This is a genomic window from Streptomyces sp. NPDC051183, assembly GCF_040682455.1.
Lineage (GTDB): Bacteria > Actinomycetota > Actinomycetes > Streptomycetales > Streptomycetaceae > Streptomyces.
This window is the reverse complement of sequence record NZ_JBFBBA010000082.1, coordinates 1-13273: the sequence shown is the minus strand read 5'-3', so window position 1 is coordinate 13273 and position 13273 is coordinate 1. Positions and strand designations below refer to the sequence as shown.

Here is a 13273-nt window from a genome sequence, read left to right as displayed (position 1 = left end):
CGCACGACGGCGGAGCTCAAGCGGGTAACGGGAAGGTCGTGCCATGACTCGATCCTTTCATGAAATCGAGTCTCCATTCGACACGGGGCGGTTCAATGTCCTCGACCCGGGTAAGGAGCCGTCCGGCGGAGAGACGGTGCGCAAGCCGATCCCGGGCGGTCACCGGATGGCGAACGTGAAGACCCGGCAGGGCCAGCCCGCGTTCCGCATGCAGCTGCTCAAGGACCACGGCCAGGTCTGCGCCTTCACCGGCCCGGCCCCCGCGGCCGCCCTCCAGGCCGCTCACCTCTACAGCTATGCCGAGGAGAGCGAGCACCACGACTGGGGCGGTCTGCTCCTGCGCAACGACGTCCACAGCCTCTTCGACCGCGGCCAGATCGCCGTCAACCCCGACACCGGCCTCATCGAGGTTGATGACGAGCTCCTCGGCTACCCCACCTACGCCGGACTGCACGGCAGCCTGCCGCTGGTAAGTCTGCGGCCTGAGCACGAGGTCTGGCTTGCCGCCCACTGGCGCAACCACAGGACGAAGCCGTAGGAACGCGCAGTCAGCCGTGGTTGATGGTGCCGGTGGCCTTGCCGAACCAGCCGGTGGCGGTGATGTGCTGCGTGATGTGCGTTGGGGCGCGACGGCTCCGGCGGGGGCGGGCGATGAGGGCGATGGCTCCGGCGGCGATGAGGGCGACGGTGGCCCAGAGGGCTTCGGTCAGGGCGATCAGTCCCGGGGCGGCGTAGGCGATCCCGAACCCGGCCGCGGCGATCCCTCCGCCGACGGTCGGGGCGAGGAGCGCGGTCGTCTTCGCCCACGCCGGAATCGGCCGGGCGGGGGAGGTCTCGGGGACGGGCGTGTAGGCGAGGGTGCGGGTCCCGTCGGGGAGGGTGACGTACTGGATGCCGGGCGGTATCTCGGCGGGCAGCATCCGGGGTTCGGGGACGGCGGCCGGCGGGTAGAGGACCGCGTCCCCGTAGCGGAGCGGCACGGGGGCGGGCGGGCGGGTGAGGTAGTCGGGCATGGCGGGCTCCTCGGGGAAGACCGGCAGGGCCCCGGCACGTACGGCCGGGGCCCCGTCAGGGCTGGGTGTCAGGGGTGTCAGGCCAGGTGTCTGGTGGGGGTGTCAGACATGTCAGACACCTGTCTGACACCCCTCGCGCGCACGTATGACCCGGGTTTCGGGGCTTCTCCTGTCAGGGGTGTCTGACACTGTCTGGCGGTGTCAGGCGGCCACGTCGTAGGGGACGATGCGGTACCGGCCGGCCTCGTTCGTCTCGGCGAGACGCCCGGCGAGGAGGAACTGGGTGACCTGTCCGGAGACCCAGGAGCGGCCCCGTCCGTAGCGGTCGCAGTACTCCATGAAGTCCCGGGTGCCGACCGTCTCGCGGCCCTCCTCCTCGAACGCGTCGAGGACCTCCTCCATCGCCGCGCGAGCCTCGGCGGTGCTGATGTCCTGCTGGGGCTCCTTGTGCGGGCGGGGGGCGAACTGGACGATCTCCTCGACTTCGGGGAGTTCGGCCTGCGGGTCGACATACTCGCCCTCGTCCTCCTCGTCGTCCCGCCCGTAGGCGCGGGCGGCGGGGAGGGTATGGGGGTCGTAGCCGTCCCTCTCCTCGTCGTAGTAGTCGTCGCCGTCCTTGTAGTCCGCGTAGTCCTCGTCGGGGTGGTGGGCGGCGGGCATGGTGGTCTCCGGCTGGCTGGTGGTGCCGGGCATCGGGTAGCGGGTGCGGGCGGTGAACGCCCGGTCGGCGGCGCGGGCCGCGGCGCCGGCGGTGACGGGGTCGATGGCGGCGCGGGTGTCGGCGAAGGTGACGACGACCCAGTTCAGGTAGTCAACGCTGCACAGGTAGTCGCGCGTCGGGGCGGCCCACCGGTCGTCGGGGACGCCGTTGGCGACGAGGTAGGAGTAGCCGGGCTTCTTGTCCTTCCACACGTGCGGGGCCGCCCCGGCGTCGAGGACCTCGTCGTCCAGGGCGAAGCGGGCGTCGCCCTCGCTGCGGACACCGTGGACCCAGGAGGAGCCGAAAGAGGCGCGGGTGTCGGTGGAGACCTGGTTCCCGGAAGCGCGCTGCATGGAGATGACCAGGGAGACGCCGGCGGAGCGGGCCTCCTGGGCGATGCCGGTGAACACGTCGTCGTCGGTCTCGCGGATCGTCTTGGCGGCCTCCTCGAACCAGGCCACCAGGTACGGCATCCCCGGGGACCCATCCGCCTGGGTCTCGGCGCAGGCCGGAACCCACTGCTTGTAGCCGTACTTCGCCATCCACGCCGTCCGGGCCGGGATCACCGCCTTGAGGGCTTCGATCATGGCTTTGGTGGAGGGCATGTCGAGGGCGGCCCAGTCGATCGCGGGGAGGAGCGGGCCGAGGGTCTGCTCCTTCTTGGCCGGGTCGGAGGCCCAGACGATGACGTCCTTGCGGGTGAGGATCTCGGAGAGGGCGGTGAGGCCGCCCTCGGACTTGCCGGAGCCGGTCATGCCCATGAGCAGGAGCATCATGGCGTTGCGGGCCGCGTCCGGGTCTCCGGGGAACCACATGGTCACCGGGTTGCCGTCCTCGTAGATCCCGACCACGACTGGGTAGCTGATGGACTCGCCGGGGGCACTGGGCCCGGGGCAGGGCACGGTGTTCTTGAGCAGGTCGAGCGGGACCACGGTGAGCATGACCCGCGAGGCCGAGTCCGGGTTCTCCTGGATTCGGATCGCGGTCTTGGGGACGTCCAGGGCACCGGCGATGCGGGTGATGTTCTTGGAGACGTCGTCCGGGGTCAGCTCACCGCGCGGGAGCTGGAGGTCGAAGGAGGCCTTGTTCGGGCCGACTTCGGAGCGGATGACCTGGGTCTTGGCGAGGCCGACCTTTTCCAGGAACCCGCCATCCGCGTTGGCGGTGGGGCCGTCGACGTTCTTGCGGAGGATCTGGCGGATGTTCCACGACAGTGCGAGCGCGGGGGCGCCGATGAAGTACAGCTCCCCCAAAGGCCCGGCGGCCGGTCCGGCGATGGCGGCGGCCATGAACCAGGTCGAGGCCGCGGCGACCGTGACGGCGGAGTGCAGGCGGCGCTGCTGGGTGGTGGACTTGCCCGCCCACCAGGTCAGGCCGGTGAGGGCGACGGAGGCGAGGGTGAGTCCGGCGGTGACGCCGGGCTGCCCGGACCAGAAGTAGTGGGCGGGCAGGGAGGCCAGACCCGTTCCGGCGCCGGCCAGCCACGGCGGCAGGTGCGGCTTCGCACGGTGCAGCAGGTACTCGCCGATCCCGCCGCCCTCCCCGTGGGCGTCGTACTGCTGCTGGTGCTGTTCGTCGGTCGGTGTGCTTCTGGGCATGCTCTGACCTCCCTACGGAGTGGTTGGGGCGGTTAGGCGTTGAAGTCGAAGCGGCGGCCGGGCTGCGGGCGGCGGTTCGGGGCGAGCTGGGGGTCGAACTCCCGCTGGAACGCCGCGTAGGTCGCGGCGAGGTTCTTCGCCGTCCCGAGGGCGTCCTCGGCGGCCTTCTTCATCCGCCGCGACACCCGCCGGGCCCGCATCCTCGATCCGAAGGGGTGCCCCTCGGGGTCGGGGATCTCCTTCAGGACCGCGTTGAGCACCTCGGCGGCGTTGGCCAGCTCGAACGACATCTGCAGGAACAGCCCACGGCCGCCCTCGCAGTAGTTGCGGATGTCCACGTTGTTGAAGAACTCCGGGTCACCGAGCGGGGAGTACATCCGCCCGCCCCCGCCACCGCCCGCTCCTCGGCCGCCGCCGGCCTGCTGGTTGAACCCGCCCTGCTGCTGGCCTCCGCGGGGGCCGGAGTCGTTGATGTGGAAGTGGTACTCCCGGGTGCGGTTCGAGGTCCGCGAGCGGCTGTTGCCGCCGGGAGCGGCACCGGGGCCGGGCTGGCCCGGCTGCTGCCAGCCGCCCGGCTGGGTTCCGTTCTGCTGGCCGGTGCCGCCCGGGGCGCGGCGGGGGCGGGGGGTCTGGCCGTTGTTGGGCATCCAGTCGGACATCAGAGGGTCCCCTCAGGAGCGGTGATGGTGGGCTTGGCGGGGGCGGGGCGGTGGACGATCAGCCACATGACCTGCGTGGCGAGCGCGGTAAGCGTCCACAGGCCCATCAGGGCGGGGCTGGCGGGGCCGAACCACAGGGCCAGGCAGAACCAGGCGATTGCGGCCAGGGCGAGGACGCCCAGGGCGGTCCTCCAGGCGGAGCCGGTACGGGAGCGGGCGGGGCCGGTCTTGGCCTTCCACCCCCAGAACGCGAGCGGGGCCAGGCCGGCCGGGGCCGCGATGAACGCGGCCCACGGGGCGACCAGGTGGACGATGCCGGTCACGGCCAGCAGGAGGACGGCGAGACCGGTGGGGGCCCAGGCCCGGCGGTGGCGCCACAGCCAACGGCCGGTTGCCGCAGTCGCGCGGGCGGTCAGGGTCGGCTCCTCGGAGACGACCACGATCACCTGCGGAGCCTGCTTGCCGCGCTGGCGCGGGATACGGACGGTGCGGGCTGCGGCCGACTGCGCGGCCGTCGTGCGTATGCGGCGGGACACGGTGAACTCCTTCGGGCGAGGCGGGGAGGTTCAGGCGGCGCGCTGTTCGGTGAGGCCGTGGCAGGGCACGCACATGCCGAGCGAGGCCGGGATCACGTACCCGGCGTCGCGGCGGCAGGCGGGGCAGCGGCGGCGGGCGGCGTTCGCCTTGGCGAGGGCCGCCCGCCGGGCGGGGGTCATCGGCCGGACCGGTTTCGCCAGGTCGAGCCGGTACAGGAAGGCGACCAGCGGGCCGCGCCGGCGGCGGGGCCGCTCCAGCTGGGCGACCACGTCCTGACCGCCGGGCCGGAGCCCGGCGGCGCGGAGCTGTCGGCGGGTGGCCAGTCCGTCGGGGGCGAGGTGGCAGCGGTAGACGGGCAGGCTGGTCACCGGGGTGACTCTTCCTGGGCCATGAGGGTGGCCCAGGCGCCGCGGATACGGGATTCACCGCCGGTGAACTTGGCCTCGCGGAACGCGGCGGCTGTCTGCCGGTAGGACAGGGGCGGGTCGGCGGAGTAGCGCAGGTAGCGCAGAACCACCACGATCTGTTCGTCCGTGAGCGGCTCTTCCACCACGGGGGTGGGGACACCGGCGATGGCGGCGAGCTGGTCGAGCGTCACGGGCGCGACAGCCGGTGTGACGGCGGGCGTGACGCCCCCACCCGGGACTGCGGGTGGCAGGTCGCTGACCTGCGTGTCTTCCCGGTCACGGCCGTCCGTGACGGGCCCCTGGCCGGGCGCCGGAGTGGGGGGCGGCGGGAGGGCGGGGGTCACGGGTGCCGTGACGGCGTCATGCCCTGCCGTGACGGCCTGGCCGGGGGGTGTGACGGTGATCGCGAACATGTCGCCCAGGGCGACGTCCGCGCCGGTGGTGATCCGCTCCCGCTGGACCTCCAGCAGCCGCTCCCCGAGCGACGTGTCCGTCGTTCCGATCTTCCGGGCCAGGCGCCACGACGCCCGGTCGGAACGCTCCCGGACCCTCTCGTCGGGGTGGTTCGCGGCACGGGCTCGGTGGTAGGCGAGTGCCTGCACCACGGCAGCGGCTTTGGCTTCGGCTTCGGCGTCGCGGCCGTCGATGTGGACGACGATCCGGCGAGCCAGGAAGGCCATGCCCTCAGCCGAGACGGACATGCCCAGCGGGGTGATCGCGTAGATGACCGTGCGCGGTCCGTCCGGTGCAGCGACGGCGGACATGAACGACGCGGCGGCTGGCAGCGCCCACAGACCCGCGCGGACCACAGCCGGGGAGGCCTGCCCCAGCATGGTCAGCCCCAGCAGCACCAGCGCCAGGACGGCGGTGGCGCCCTCGCCCGCGGCGACCGCGCCAAGGGCGGTGCCGGAGCCATAGGCGCCCTTGATGTTGGAGAAGGTTCCGGCGCCGCCGGCCACGCCGGTGGCGAGCATCGGCACGAACGCGGCTCCCAGAACCCACTTCTGGGGACGGGTCAGAGTGCGGACGGTGTTCACAGCGCCTCCAACGGAGCAACCTCGTCCGCGCCCAGCAGGAAGACCCGCATCGGGTGCGGAGAAACCCTGACCGCGCCCAGGAGGAGGACCCGCACCGGGTGCGGGTGGCACTCCGGGCCGGTGCTCTCCATCCACTCCCACTCGGCGTCCTCGGCGAGCAGGAACCCGAGGTAGGCCAGCGCTGCCTCACGAGCCGAGATGCTCGGTACCTCGGCGGACGTCGGCCAGGTGAAGGTGGGCCACTCACTGACCAGCCCCGTCATGGCCACGTACAACTGCCAGCACGGGCCCTCGGTTCGCTCCGGGGCGGTGGTGCCGCAGCAGCGCAGCGACAACTGCGCCTTGAAGGTCTGGTTGCTCATGCCGCGTCCCCCGACACCATCGCGTCGGCCGTGCGGTTGGCCAGGTCCCGGCGGGCCGCCAGGACCCGGTTGCGCGCCCGCCGGATCCGACGGGCGTCGAACTCGGACGGCGCCCGGTCGAGCTGGGCGATCAGCGCGTCCAGCAGCTCGACCTCGGCGTGGATCACCGGCATCTCGGTCTCGATCGCGGCCAGCTCGGCCTCCGTCGGCTCCAGGTCCGGCGGCAGGACGGTAACGGGCTTCTGACGTGCAACGATGAACAGCATTGGGTCTTGCTCCTCTCACACAGGAACGGGCCCGAACAGCAGCCCCCGGCGTTCGAGCGCCGGGGGCTGCACTGCGTTGGGGGTGAAGCAGGAAGGACTCCGGCTCCCCTCAGCTCCGCCCGTACGACGCCGAAGCGCCGGACGGGCGGAGGAGGCAACCGGCCGCAGATGCGCAGCGGTTCAGACGACTCGAAGGGCAGCGCCACCACGCCGGTCCAGCACGGCGGCGGCCAAGGGTCTTGTACGGATCACTTCGAACCTCCAGCTCGGATGAGCACAGGGCTTTCACTGCAAGGGGGACCACGTCCCCACACGCCGGCCGTTGCTCGCGGTCGCCGGGCCACCTCGCCAGTCGGGCCGAAGCCCATTGCGTCCTACCTGGCCTTTAGCGGGATTGCAGCGTCCCCGCCCTCAGCTATGAGCCCCCACCAGGGCGGGCCCATGACGTGCCGATGCGCTTCACGCAGCGCCGATGCGATGCATGTAGTACATGTCCCTCAAGGTGGCAGATCGGATCCGCACCGTCAAGCGGCAGGTTCTCGGTGTTGGATCTGCCGCCCTGAGCGGCGACGTGACCAGCTTGGCCTGGAAGCGCGGGACGTTGGACTCCGCACGTGTACGACCTGTGCCCTACTCGCTACAGTCCAAGTCGTCCCAGGACGTCCTAGGTGGGGGAGGCCGTATGGCCAACGAGAGGCTTCGCGGGGCCATCGTTGAGCGCAACCTCAAGCTGGAAGAGGTTGCGGAGCGTCTCGGGGTGTCTCCCAAGACGGTCGAGCGCTGGATCAGTGATCCAAAGCGAAAGCCGTACCGGCGATTCCAGTACGCGTTGGCAACGATTCTCCAGTACGAAGTTTCGTACTTCTGGCCGGATGAGCGGACTGCGGAAGAGGTGACGACCTCCAGCGGTTCGGAAGTCCTAACGCTGTACCCGCACCGGTCCGTCGTTCCTCAGGATGCTTGGAGGAAGCTCTACGCCAGCGCGACAACTCATTTCGACGTGCTGGCCTACTCCGGGTTCTGGCTAACCGAGGATCCACAGTTCCATCGTCTCGTGCGGGAGAAGTCGGCCGCCGGCGTACCCGTTCGCTTCATGCTCGGCGAGCCGGGCAGCCCTGCCGTGGCCGTCCGGGGCGAGGAGGAGGGGATCGGAGGGGCTATGGCCTCGAAGATTCGCAACGCCTTGGTGAACTATGCGCCGCTGTTCCGCCTACCAGGTGTCGAGTTCCGGCTGCATTCCAGCACGCTCTATAACTCGATCTACCGCTCCGACAATGAGCTGTTGGCCAACGGCCACGTCTACGGGGTAGGCGCTTACTTGGCGCCCGTCCTCCATCTTCAGCGTGTTCCTGGTGGCGAGCTGTTCGACACCTACGCCGAAAGCGTTGAACGTGTCTGGGAGGCTGCTCGCCAGATCTCGTCCCCCACCGACTATGAGGACGCCAAGTCATGACTCGTATCGACTATTTCTGCGACCCGAATGCCCCAAGGGCCAATTCGGTCGTCCCCTCCGTCACTGCTGTCGTGCGGGACGACCAAGGGGACGTCCTTCTCATCCACAGGACCGACAATGGCCTGTGGGCTCTGCCAGGCGGAGGGCACGACGCGGGGGAGAGCATCGCTCAGACGGTCGCGCGTGAGGTGCAGGAGGAGACCGGAATCCTGGTCGTCGTGGACGGCATCGTGGGTCTCTATACCGACCCACGCCACGTCATCGCCTACGACGACGGGGAAGTGCGGCAGCAGTTCTCCATCTGCTTCCGCGCCCGTCCCGTCGGCGGTTCACTGCGGACCAGCTCGGAGTCCAAGGAGGTTCGCTGGGTACCGCCGGCGGACCTGGACGACCTGGACATTCACCCTTCGATGCGGCTCCGCATCACCCACGGTCTCGATGACGCTCGCGCTGAGCCCTACATCGGCTGACCAGCATCCACGGACGTCGCCAGCCGTCCCTCCACGCGCTGTACTGCCGCATGGATTTCGGGGGCGGCCCGCTGGATGAAGCGGCCCACGAGCGTGTCGGGACCATATCGGCCGACGATCTCGGAAACGCGTGCTTCTGAGCTGGTGTGCCCGCCGTCGGGGGTGGTCGTCATGTCGCAGAAGATCAGGGCGTCCACCAGCTCCGGCCGCTCCAGCTCGAACTCGGTGGAGAGCTCGTGCCGGAGTCCTCGCTCCTCCGCCTCCAGCAGCGCGCAGGAGTGGTGGGCCACCAGGCGGACGACCCGCTCCTCCAAGCCCTCCTGGTCCCGGAGGAACCGCGCTCCGTCCAGCGGGTGAAAGCCGGTGGAGGCGATGCTGGGCGAGTAGCCCACGTCGTGAAGAACCGCGGCGGCCTCCATGAGCGCGGCGTCCTCGCCGAGGATGGAGCCGAGGGAGCGGGCCCGCTCGGCGACGCCCAAGGAGTGCGACCAGCGGCGCGGCAGCGGCTCGGCCAGCATGGTCTCGGCAAGCCCGTAGGCCCGGCGCGTCAGATCAAGGGTTCCCACGGTTAAGCCCCTCCGTCCTCGCCCGGGAGGGCCCGGACTTGCCTACGGCGACCGGGGGCCATCGCGATGACCCCTCGTCCTTCCAACTGCGCAATCGCGGTGCGGACGGCCGTCCGGGAGACCCCGAAGGTCTCGCACAGCTCACTCTCCGACGGGAAGGTGTCGCCGACCGCCGTTCCCTCGCGGCGGAGGAGATCGACTACCCGCTCGACCAGCGGCCGACGGTCGCCTGTGCCGGCCACATACCACCCGGAGCCTTGGACGGACTCGATCACGCCGTCCGCCTTGAGCGCTTTGAGGGCACGCCCAATGGTCGTACGGCCGACGCCGTACGTGCGCATCAGCTCCGCTTCGGACGGCAGCGCTTCGCGGATCTCTCCGTTCTCGATCTCCTGTCGCAGAGACTCCGAGATCTGCAAGTACGTTCCTCGCGGACTGGCCTGCGGCACGCAGCCTCCCTCTCCTGGGCCTCGGCGGCAGTGGTTGACCACCCCAGCTTCGCATGCTGCGCGCCTCCCGCCGAGGGCTTCGGGATCCATTCCGGAGCCCGTTTGTGAGCGCCCACGCACGGTATGCGATAGAGATCAGCCCGGACGGGAAGGGCTGACAGGGAAGCAGCAGGTCAAGGGGCATTCTCAGGGTGCCCCCGGCATGCCCTCCGGAGCCGTGTGCGCAGGTTCGAATCCTGCCGGGGGCACTTCCGGAAAGAGGGTCTGACCAGCGAAAACGCTGGTCGGGCCCTTTTCTTTTTGGGTCGAAACAGCAACGGCCTTCCTTGCCGTTGCGTCTCCTGCGAACATCGCTCTGACCTGGGCCTTTATCGCGCCAGACACGCAGTGTCCTGTATGTGCGATCCCGCGGAATCTGCGTCGCGGGACATGCGTGGGACGAAAGAGACTCAGAGGGGGCGGACAGCCTTCTCCCACCCACCTTGACCTGCACCTTTTCCATCCAGCACGGGGCAAACACATACGGACGGAAGGGCCGTTGCACTTCACATCCCATCAGCTGTATTCGTCCAGAAGCACGTCGATGCGGCTGTTGGCGAGGGCCTGGCGGCCGTAAAGGCACTTCGCGTACCGAGACATGAGCACTTCGACGCTGTTGCCCGCCCGTTCGGCGACCTCGGTGGGATCGACGCCGGCGTTCAGCCAGGTGGACAGGGCCGAGTGCCGCAGGTCGTACGGACGGACAGCCAGGGGCGACGCGACCAGGTCCGGCGGGAGGGCGAGTTCGCGGGCCTCGCGCCAGGCGCGGTCGTACGTGCTGGAACCCACGATTCCGCCTTTCTCGTTGAAGAACAGCCGGCCGTCGTCCGCGGTGCCGAAGGCGTCGATGCTCTCCCTCCACAGGCTGACGAGCTCGGGCGGGATCGGCACCGTACGCGTGTCACGCGGCGGGCGGTTCTTCAGGCCTCGCAGGTCGTGGTTGCGTCCACTGTCGGTCCACTTCCTGCCGACCAAGGGACGGGTGGCGTGTAGGACCACGCTGCCCCACCCTGCCGTCGGCAGGGCGCAGTCCGCGAGCGTGACGGCCACGGCTTCGGCCGGCCGAAGCCCCGCGTAGTACATCCCGGCGAAGAGACCGACCAGCCTCCGCCCCCGCGCCCGCTCCCAGCCGCCGATGTAGGAGACCGCACGGAGCAGGTTCCGTGCCTGCACAGGGTTGACGACCACGCGGGGGTCGACCTGCTGGACGGTCTCGGTGATGCGCCAGCTGATGCCGGCCAGGGGATCGGCGCGGAGCCGGCCCAGCTCGATCGCGTACCGCACCGAGTTCACGAGCGTCATGCGCTTGCGCCGCTGTGTTTCGGCAGCCGCGACCGTGCCGTCCCGCTTCAGACGCAGAGCCTGCAGCACGCCGCGCATGACGACCGGGTCCAACCGATCATCCAGCGGGCGTGAAGCCCGGGCGACCCAGTCCAGGGCGAGGCGCACCTCCGTGGGCGTAGTGCGCGGATCGGGCCGGGGCATCACGAACGCCCAGTTCCGCAGTGCCCGCCGCAGCAGCTCGTCGTCCGGCCGCCCTCGTGCCCTTCCGAGCATCGCCACACTGATCGAACAAAGGGCGTCGTTGGTCTCGGCCCGGGTCTTCGCCGCGACCTGGCCCCAGCGCGCCTCCAGATATTCGAGCGCGAAGGCGTACCAGCTGACACCGACCGAGCCGCGCCCGTTCCTACCCCGACCGAAGTCCTCTGCGGCGGCTTCCCTGACAGCCCGGACCAAAGAGGCCCCGAGCTCGTCGGCCAGAGCCCTGACATCCGCTCCGTCGCCAGCCGTCGGCCCCCGGCGCTTCACCGCTCTCGGCCCATAGCGCCTGGGTATGCCTCGCACCCGGCCTGGACTCCGCATGGTGTCCACCGCCTCTCTCCAGGTCAACAACACCGCCTGAGGCAGCCATGCCGACCGGAAAGATCCCACACCGGGAGGATGGTGAGTAGGATAGGTAGCATGAGTGAGCCTACCGGCAAGTACTCGATCACCATGCCGCGCGACATCGCAGAAGCCGCCAAGGCCCGCAGCGGCCCTTCTGGCTTGTCCGCCTACGTGGCCGCGGCCGTCGCCCGTCAGATCGAACGCGACAACCTCAACGAACTCATCACCGTTGCCGAAGCCGAGCACGGCCCGGTCACGGATGAGGAGATCCAGTCTCTGCGCGACCAGCTCACCCAGACACGAGGCAATCAGACGGAGCACGGAGCGGACGCGGCGTGACCCGCTCCCCCGCGGCCCCCGGCGGCACTCTCGTCCTGGACAGCGAAGGACTGGCCAAGGCCGTTCTGCGCGACCGCACGATCACCACCTGGCTCGCCCTGGCCCGTGCCGACGACCTCCGTGTGATCACTTCGGCGGCCACCCTCGTCGAAGTGGTCCATCCCCGCATCAACCGCCCGGCCCTGGAGTGGACACTCTCCCGCCTGGTCATCGAGCCCATCACGGAACCGATCGCCCGCCACGCCGCCGCACTCCTCGCCGACGCCGGCCTTCACGGCCACAAATACGCCATCGACGCCATGCTCACCGCCACAGCCCTGGCCGCGGCTGGGCCAGTCACCATCCTGACCTCAGATCCGGAGGACGTCACCAAACTGTCTGGCGGACGCATCACTGTCATCAAGGTCTGACAAACGGCTGGCCGTGCGGACGGTGATCGCCAGTTCCCGAAGACAGGGTCAGCCCTTACCCTGCACCCCTAGCCATGACTCGAAGGCCATCAGCTGCTCGCCCATAGCACCGAGCGAGTAAGGCGACGACTCGTACTGCACCGACAGATTGACCTCGTAAAGCTTGTACACCGCCGGGGCCGTCTTCCCTGCCATGGACGCCGCCTTCAGGGCCCGCGCCACCCTTCGAAGGTCCGTCCCGCGAAGGCCTTCTGTGACCTCTGGCCACACGGTCTCCGCGAGGTGGTCGCACAGCTCCATCAAGAAGCGGCCCGCCCGTTCCGCACGGTCGGAGATCGCTTCCTGTTGCGCCTCACCCATGTGGTCCGCAAGGTGGTTCTTGCGCTCGTCTTCGCTCCCCCATGAGCCGTCGTCGTAGATCTTCCTCCAGATATTCTCGGCCCGGTCCATCGCCGCCTGGAACTCTTGGTCCAGTTCTTCTTGCGTGAGCGTCGGATGTGATGCCTCGACGCCCTTCAGACTGCTCATAAGCGCGTCTACGGACGCCGTAGGGAGGGCAAGTCCATCTCGCACTGCAGTCAACAGCGCGACCGTGTCGACAGCACGCCGAGCCTGTTCGCTGTCGACCAGACCCCACAGTTCGTCGGCGCATCGTTCGACGGCGGGATAGTTGTGATCAGCGATCTCTCCGTCGAGCTCCCCTGAAAGATTGAGGAGCGCCTCGGACACGCTTTCAATCTCATCCATGGCGTTTTCGATTTCCTCGTCGATTTTCTCGACGACTCTCAACGCCTCTTGCGCTTCCGTGATCTCACGTTCCAACCGGGCCACGTGATCCGCGAGTTCACCCATCTTGTCTCCTCTTGTTGTCGTGGCGTCATGCGCGACGATTACTGGACCGGGTCAGTCCGTCGCTACCCGAATCCCGGCCGAGAGCAGGAAGGGACTAGCCTCGATCTTTCGTGACGGTCCGTCGGTTTCTTCGGCGGGCCGTTTCGGTTGTTCGGGCTGGTGGCGGCCAGGCCGATGGCCCGGCTGTCGCGTCGGGTGGGCGCCGGGTTCCACGGCTCCGGTCGGGGTG

17 protein-coding genes are annotated in these 13273 nt (G+C 69.4%); 5 read left to right on the top strand and 12 right to left on the bottom strand.

All coding sequences use genetic code 11. The features are described from left to right. The first annotated feature begins 136 nt into the window (after window positions 1-136). A complete protein-coding gene (locus AB0M99_RS36545) occupies window positions 137-538 on the top strand; it encodes an HNH endonuclease (RefSeq protein ID WP_365928386.1) in 402 nt (133 codons plus the stop codon). A 10-nt stretch (window positions 539-548) separates the two neighbouring features. On the opposite strand, the gene AB0M99_RS36540 is transcribed toward AB0M99_RS36545, so the two are convergent. From AB0M99_RS36540 to AB0M99_RS36505, 8 genes are all read right to left on the bottom strand, one after another. Then, a complete protein-coding gene (locus AB0M99_RS36540; RefSeq protein ID WP_365928384.1) occupies window positions 549-1013 on the bottom strand; it encodes a hypothetical protein in 465 nt (154 codons plus the stop codon). Between the two features lie 201 nt (window positions 1014-1214). After that, on the bottom strand, window positions 1215-3311 hold the full coding sequence (gene traB, locus AB0M99_RS36535) for a plasmid transfer protein TraB (RefSeq protein ID WP_365928382.1): 2097 nt from the start codon (window positions 3309-3311) through the stop codon (window positions 1215-1217). 32 nt (window positions 3312-3343) lie between these two features. Continuing rightward, the gene (gene traA / locus AB0M99_RS36530; RefSeq protein ID WP_365928380.1) at window positions 3344-3970 is read right to left on the bottom strand and encodes a plasmid transfer protein TraA; all 627 of its coding nucleotides are present in this window, start codon (window positions 3968-3970) and stop codon (window positions 3344-3346) included. Continuing rightward, window positions 3970-4506, bottom strand: a complete 537-nt coding sequence (locus AB0M99_RS36525) for a hypothetical protein (protein ID WP_365928378.1) — start codon at window positions 4504-4506, stop codon at window positions 3970-3972. The genes traA and AB0M99_RS36525 overlap by 1 nt, the downstream gene beginning before the upstream one ends. A gap of 30 nt (window positions 4507-4536) precedes the next feature. Continuing rightward, a complete protein-coding gene (locus tag AB0M99_RS36520) occupies window positions 4537-4875 on the bottom strand; it encodes an RRQRL motif-containing zinc-binding protein (RefSeq protein ID WP_365928376.1) in 339 nt (112 codons plus the stop codon). Further along, window positions 4872-5951 (bottom strand): hypothetical protein, encoded by a 1080-nt coding sequence (locus AB0M99_RS36515; RefSeq protein WP_365928374.1) that lies wholly within the window; start codon window positions 5949-5951, stop codon window positions 4872-4874. The genes AB0M99_RS36520 and AB0M99_RS36515 overlap by 4 nt, the downstream gene beginning before the upstream one ends. Beyond that, entirely contained in the window at window positions 5948-6313 is a 366-nt protein-coding gene (locus tag AB0M99_RS36510; RefSeq protein ID WP_365928372.1) for a DUF6303 family protein, read from the bottom strand. Before AB0M99_RS36510 ends, AB0M99_RS36515 begins: the two co-directional genes overlap by 4 nt. Further along, window positions 6310-6579, bottom strand: a complete 270-nt coding sequence (locus AB0M99_RS36505) for a DUF6284 family protein (RefSeq protein WP_365928370.1) — start codon at window positions 6577-6579, stop codon at window positions 6310-6312. The genes AB0M99_RS36510 and AB0M99_RS36505 overlap by 4 nt, the downstream gene beginning before the upstream one ends. A gap of 682 nt (window positions 6580-7261) precedes the next feature. Here AB0M99_RS36505 and AB0M99_RS36500 point away from each other — a divergent pair. Both AB0M99_RS36500 and AB0M99_RS36495 read left to right on the top strand, forming a co-directional pair. Next, the gene (locus AB0M99_RS36500; RefSeq protein WP_365928368.1) at window positions 7262-8032 is read left to right on the top strand and encodes a helix-turn-helix transcriptional regulator; all 771 of its coding nucleotides are present in this window, start codon (window positions 7262-7264) and stop codon (window positions 8030-8032) included. Further along, window positions 8029-8502 carry an NUDIX domain-containing protein gene (locus AB0M99_RS36495; RefSeq protein ID WP_365928366.1) on the top strand — a complete coding sequence of 158 codons (474 nt, stop codon included), beginning with the start codon at window positions 8029-8031 and terminating at the stop codon, window positions 8500-8502. Before AB0M99_RS36500 ends, AB0M99_RS36495 begins: the two co-directional genes overlap by 4 nt. Here AB0M99_RS36495 and AB0M99_RS36490 read toward each other — a convergent pair. The 3 genes from AB0M99_RS36490 to AB0M99_RS36480 all read right to left on the bottom strand — a co-directional run bounded on the left by AB0M99_RS36490 (window position 8490) and on the right by AB0M99_RS36480 (window position 11365). Then, window positions 8490-9068 carry an HD domain-containing protein gene (locus tag AB0M99_RS36490; protein ID WP_365928364.1) on the bottom strand — a complete coding sequence of 193 codons (579 nt, stop codon included), beginning with the start codon at window positions 9066-9068 and terminating at the stop codon, window positions 8490-8492. The two genes, AB0M99_RS36495 and AB0M99_RS36490, sit on opposite strands and share 13 nt — an antisense overlap. 2 nt (window positions 9069-9070) lie before the next feature. Then, window positions 9071-9517, bottom strand: a complete 447-nt coding sequence (locus AB0M99_RS36485) for a GntR family transcriptional regulator (RefSeq protein WP_365928362.1) — start codon at window positions 9515-9517, stop codon at window positions 9071-9073. A 555-nt stretch (window positions 9518-10072) separates the two neighbouring features. After that, window positions 10073-11365, bottom strand: a complete 1293-nt coding sequence (locus AB0M99_RS36480; RefSeq protein WP_365928360.1) for a tyrosine-type recombinase/integrase — start codon at window positions 11363-11365, stop codon at window positions 10073-10075. 153 nt (window positions 11366-11518) lie between these two features. On the opposite strand from AB0M99_RS36480, the gene AB0M99_RS36475 reads away from it, so the two are divergent. Together AB0M99_RS36475 and AB0M99_RS36470 are read left to right on the top strand one after the other, a co-directional pair. Continuing rightward, a complete protein-coding gene (locus AB0M99_RS36475) occupies window positions 11519-11782 on the top strand; it encodes a CopG family transcriptional regulator (protein ID WP_365928358.1) in 264 nt (87 codons plus the stop codon). Continuing rightward, on the top strand, window positions 11779-12192 hold the full coding sequence (locus AB0M99_RS36470) for a PIN domain-containing protein (protein WP_365928356.1): 414 nt from the start codon (window positions 11779-11781) through the stop codon (window positions 12190-12192). The genes AB0M99_RS36475 and AB0M99_RS36470 overlap by 4 nt, the downstream gene beginning before the upstream one ends. Before the next feature lie 48 nt (window positions 12193-12240). On the opposite strand, the gene AB0M99_RS36465 is transcribed toward AB0M99_RS36470, so the two are convergent. Beyond that, on the bottom strand, window positions 12241-13044 hold the full coding sequence (locus AB0M99_RS36465; RefSeq protein WP_365928354.1) for a hypothetical protein: 804 nt from the start codon (window positions 13042-13044) through the stop codon (window positions 12241-12243). Between the last annotated feature and the right edge of the window lie 229 nt (window positions 13045-13273).

Excerpts from the sequence above, each read along its gene's own strand:
- AB0M99_RS36495 (WP_365928366.1), top strand. The coding sequence starts at position 8,029 with ATGACTCGTATCGACTATTTCTGCGACCCGAATGCCCCAAGGGCCAAT.
- AB0M99_RS36510 (WP_365928372.1), bottom strand. The coding sequence starts at position 6,313 with ATGAGCAACCAGACCTTCAAGGCGCAGTTGTCGCTGCGCTGCTGCGGC.
- AB0M99_RS36475 (WP_365928358.1), top strand. The coding sequence starts at position 11,519 with ATGAGTGAGCCTACCGGCAAGTACTCGATCACCATGCCGCGCGACATC.
- traB (WP_365928382.1), bottom strand. The coding sequence starts at position 3,311 with ATGCCCAGAAGCACACCGACCGACGAACAGCACCAGCAGCAGTACGAC.
- traA (WP_365928380.1), bottom strand. The coding sequence starts at position 3,970 with ATGTCCGACTGGATGCCCAACAACGGCCAGACCCCCCGCCCCCGCCGC.
- AB0M99_RS36505 (WP_365928370.1), bottom strand. The coding sequence starts at position 6,579 with ATGCTGTTCATCGTTGCACGTCAGAAGCCCGTTACCGTCCTGCCGCCG.
- AB0M99_RS36465 (WP_365928354.1), bottom strand. The coding sequence starts at position 13,044 with ATGGGTGAACTCGCGGATCACGTGGCCCGGTTGGAACGTGAGATCACG.
- AB0M99_RS36500 (WP_365928368.1), top strand. The coding sequence starts at position 7,262 with ATGGCCAACGAGAGGCTTCGCGGGGCCATCGTTGAGCGCAACCTCAAG.
- AB0M99_RS36540 (WP_365928384.1), bottom strand. The coding sequence starts at position 1,013 with ATGCCCGACTACCTCACCCGCCCGCCCGCCCCCGTGCCGCTCCGCTAC.